General features: G+C 67.0%; 4 protein-coding genes. All 4 read left to right on the forward strand.

Translation table 11 applies throughout. The annotated features are described in order from the left end of the window. Positions 1 to 13: 13 nt before the first annotated feature. The 4 genes from Q0K17_RS10710 to Q0K17_RS10725 all read left to right on the forward strand — a co-directional run bounded on the left by Q0K17_RS10710 (position 14) and on the right by Q0K17_RS10725 (position 3792). Positions 14 to 559: a DUF5662 family protein gene (locus Q0K17_RS10710; protein WP_366776942.1), complete on the forward strand. Its 546-nt coding sequence runs from the start codon at positions 14 to 16 to the stop codon at positions 557 to 559. Positions 560 to 582: 23 nt separating this feature from the next. Then, positions 583 to 1068, forward strand: a complete 486-nt coding sequence (locus Q0K17_RS10715; RefSeq protein ID WP_294542900.1) for a YbaK/EbsC family protein — start codon at positions 583 to 585, stop codon at positions 1066 to 1068. Between the two features lie 149 nt (positions 1069 to 1217). Further along, positions 1218 to 2795, forward strand: a complete 1578-nt coding sequence (locus Q0K17_RS10720; protein ID WP_294542901.1) for an FGGY-family carbohydrate kinase — start codon at positions 1218 to 1220, stop codon at positions 2793 to 2795. A 127-nt stretch (positions 2796 to 2922) separates the two neighbouring features. Next, a complete protein-coding gene (locus Q0K17_RS10725; protein WP_294542902.1) occupies positions 2923 to 3792 on the forward strand; it encodes a DegV family protein in 870 nt (289 codons plus the stop codon). Positions 3793 to 3812: the final 20 nt, after the last annotated feature.

Here is a 3812-nt window from a genome sequence, read left to right on the forward strand (position 1 = left end):
CCCAAGGAGGCGCCTGGCCGTGTGGCATCCCATCAAGCACTATAAAACCATCCACCATCACAAGATGCTGGTCATGCACTACTGCTTCCGGTGCGGGCTCTACCGCCAGGGCCTGCTCCATGACCTGAGCAAGCTGTCCCCGGTGGAGTTCCTGGCCGGCGCCAAATACTGGCAGGGCAACTGCAGCCCCAACAACGCCCAGCGCAAGGCGGAAGGCTACAGCGCCGCATGGCTGCATCACAAAGGCCGGAACAAGCACCACCTGGAATACTGGATCGACTATTCCCCCACCGGACCTTACGCCCTGGCGGGGATGCGGATGCCCGAGCGGTATGTGGCCGAGATGGTCTGCGACCGCATTGCCGCCAGCCGCAACTATATGGGGGAGAAGTACACCGACGCTTCCGCCTGGGAGTACTACGCCCGCAGCAAGGACCACTATGTCATGCACCCGGACAGCCGTGCCCAGCTGGAGACCGCCCTTTCCATCCTGCGGGATGAGGGGGAGGACGCCTGCTTCGCCTATGTGCGCACCAGGCTGCTGGGCAAGGCAAAATAAACCAAGAGGGGAGAACGCAGCGTATGTCATTTGAGAGCGTACAGAAATACCTGGAACAGTTCGGTCTGGCCGACCGGGCCATGAACCTGTCGGAATGCAGCGGCACGGTGGCCCAGGCCGCCGCCGACCTGGGTTGTGAGGAAGCCCGCATCGCCAAGACCATGGCCTTCCTCACAAAGGAGGGCGCCATCCTGGTGGTCATGGCCGGGGACGCCCGGGTGAACAACAGCCTGTACAAGGCCAGATTCGGCACCAAGGCGGTGATGATCGCCCCCGACCAGCTGCCCGGGCTGGTGGGCCATCCCATGGGCGGGGTCTGTCCCTTCGACCATGTGGCCGGGGTGCCCGTCTACCTGGACGAAAGCCTGCGCCGGTTCGAGGTGGTCTATCCCGCCGCCGGCACCAACCACAGCGCCGTGCGGCTGACCATTCCGGAACTGGAACGGTCGGTGCAGGAGTTCGCCGGATGGGTGGACATCGGCAAGGGCTGGCGCCCGGAAGAAACCTGAGATACAGCGCCGGGGACGGGAAGCACCGTCCCCGTTTTTTTGCCCGTCCGGCCCGGCGGGCCTTTTTTTGCGGCAGCCACTGGCGCAGCGGCGGGATGTGTGGTACGCTGATACCAGATACTTCACCATGATACAAGGAGGAACCTGTCATGCAGCCATTCAGCCCCGCACAATGCACCCTGGGCATCGAATTCGGCTCCACCCGCATCAAGGCGGTGCTGGTGGGGCCGGACCATGCCCCCCTGGCCCAGGGGGATTTCACCTGGGAGAACAAGCTGGAAAACGGCCTGTGGACCTACGACGACCCGGCCATCTGGGCCGGCCTGCAGGCTGCCTATGCCGCGCTGGCCGCCGACGTCCGCACCCGGTACGGCACCGCGCTCACCACCGTGGGCTGCATCGGCATTTCGGCCATGATGCACGGGTATCTGGCCTTTGATGAGGCCGGAGAGCTGCTGGTGCCCTTCCGCACCTGGCGCAACACCAACACCGGCCGCGCCGCCGACGCCCTCACCGCCGCTTTCGGGTTCAACATCCCCCAGCGGTGGAGCGTGGCCCATCTGTACCAGGCCATGCTGGACCGGGAAGCCCATCTGCCCCGGCTGCGCTTCTTCACCACCCTGGCCGGGTATGTGCACTGGCGGCTCACCGGGCGCAAGGTGCTGGGGGTGGGGGATGCCTCGGGCATGTTCCCCATCGACAGCCGCACCGGACAGTATGACCGGGCCATGCTGGAACAGTTCAACACGCTGGCGGCGGAGCAGGGATACCCCGTGGACCTGGCCGCCCTGCTGCCCGCCGTGCTCCCGGCGGGGGCGGAAGCCGGTGTGCTGACCCCGGCGGGGGCGGCCCTGCTGGACCCCACCGGCACCATGCAGCCCGGTGTGCCCCTCTGCCCGCCGGAAGGGGATGCGGGCACCGGCATGGCCGCCACCAACAGCGTGGCGCCCCGCACCGGCAACGTCAGCGCCGGTACCAGCATCTTTGCCATGGTGGTGCTGGAACACCCCCTGGGCCGGGTCTACCCCGAGATCGATCTGGTCACCACCCCCGACGGGGCGCCGGTGGCCATGGTCCACTGCAACAACTGCACCAGCGACATCAACGCCTGGGTGGACCTGCTGGCCGAAGCCGCCGCCCTGTGCGGGGCGGAGGTGGACAAGGGGGCCCTCTTCACCGCCCTGTTTGAGCGCTCCCTGCAGGGGGCGGCAGACGCGGGGGGCATCGTGCCGGTGAACTACTATTCCGGCGAGGGCGTCACCCACTTCGACGCCGGATGCCCGCTGCTGCTCCGCCGTCCGGACAGCCGGCTGGATCTGGCCAACTTCATGCGGGGGCAGATCTACTCCGCCATGGCCACCCTGGCCATCGGGCTGGACATCCTGCGCCGGGAACAGGTGGGGGTGGACAGCCTCACCGGCCACGGCGGCCTGTTCAAGACCCCCGGCGTGGCCCAGCGGTATCTGGCCGCAGCGGCGGGGGCGCCGGTCACCGTCATGCGCACGGCGGGGGAGGGCGGTCCTTACGGCATGGCCCTGCTGGCTGCCTACGCCCTGCACCGGGCTCCGGGCCAGACCCTGGCCGACTACCTGGGCACCCGGGTGTTTGCCGGGGCCCAGTCCCGCACCCTGACCCCCGACCCGGCGGACGAAAAGGGATTTGCGGCCTTCCTGGGCCGGTACCGGCAGGCCCTGGCCGCCGAGCGGGCCGCCCTGGACGTGGAGTAAGGCAGGGATGTTGCCGGGACCTTTTCAAAGCGGCCGGATGTGTGGTATAGTAATCAGTGGAAAAACGCCGGCCTGACGGGGCTTGCCCCCGGTGTGGCCGGATCATATTGATAAGGAGCGTATTACCATGGCAGAGTATCTCATTTTTACCGACTCTACCGGCGACCTCACTCCGGCACTGATCGAGAAGGCCGGACTGCAGGTGCTGCCCATGACCTTTACCCTGGACGGCGCCACCTACCGCAACTATCCCGACGGCCGGGAGATGCCGCTGGCCGATTTCTACAGCAAATTGCGCAGCGGCAGCATGTCCACCACCAGCCAGGTGACCCTGGCCGACTTTGAGGACGCCTTCACCCCGGTGCTGGAACAGGGCACCGATATTCTGTACCTGGCGTTTTCCAGCGGGCTGTCCGGCACCTACCAGGCCTCCAACCTGGCCGCCCAGGAACTGATGGAAAAGTTCCCCGGCCGGCGGGTCCTCACGGTGGATTCCCTCCAGGCCAGCATGGGCGAAGGTCTGTTCACCTACCTGGTGGGGATGTACGCCCAGGGCGGGGCCACGCTGGACCAGGCCGCCGACTATGCCCGCAAGCTGGCGCCTTCGGTGTGCGCCTGGTTCACGGTGGATGACCTGATGTTCCTCAAGCGGGGCGGACGGTGCAGCGGTGCGGCCGCCGTGGCGGGCACCCTGCTGGGCATCAAGCCGGTGCTGCATGTGGACGACGAAGGCCACCTGATCCCCATGGAGAAGGTCCGCGGCCGCCGCGCCAGCCTGGACGCCCTGGTCAAGCACTACCAGGCCACCGCCCTGGATGTGACCGGGGGCACTGTGTTCCTGAGCCACGGCGACTGCCGCGCCGACTGCGACTATGTGGCGGACAAGCTGCGGGCCCTGGGCGTGAAGGACCTGCACATCGGCGATATCGGCCCGGTCATCGGTGCCCACAGCGGCCCCGGCACTGTGGCGCTGTTCTGGGTGGGCAGCAAACGGTGATGGCTGTCTGACAGTTGATA

The sequence above is a fragment of the uncultured Gemmiger sp. genome, from assembly GCA_944388105.1.
Classification (GTDB): Bacteria; Bacillota; Clostridia; order Oscillospirales; family Ruminococcaceae; genus Gemmiger.

Bases quoted from the DNA above. Each gene is read 5' to 3' on its own strand.
- Q0K17_RS10715 (WP_294542900.1), top strand. From the start codon at position 583: ATGTCATTTGAGAGCGTACAGAAATACCTGGAACAGTTCGGTCTGGCC.
- Q0K17_RS10720 (WP_294542901.1), top strand. From the start codon at position 1,218: ATGCAGCCATTCAGCCCCGCACAATGCACCCTGGGCATCGAATTCGGC.
- Q0K17_RS10725 (WP_294542902.1), top strand. From the start codon at position 2,923: ATGGCAGAGTATCTCATTTTTACCGACTCTACCGGCGACCTCACTCCG.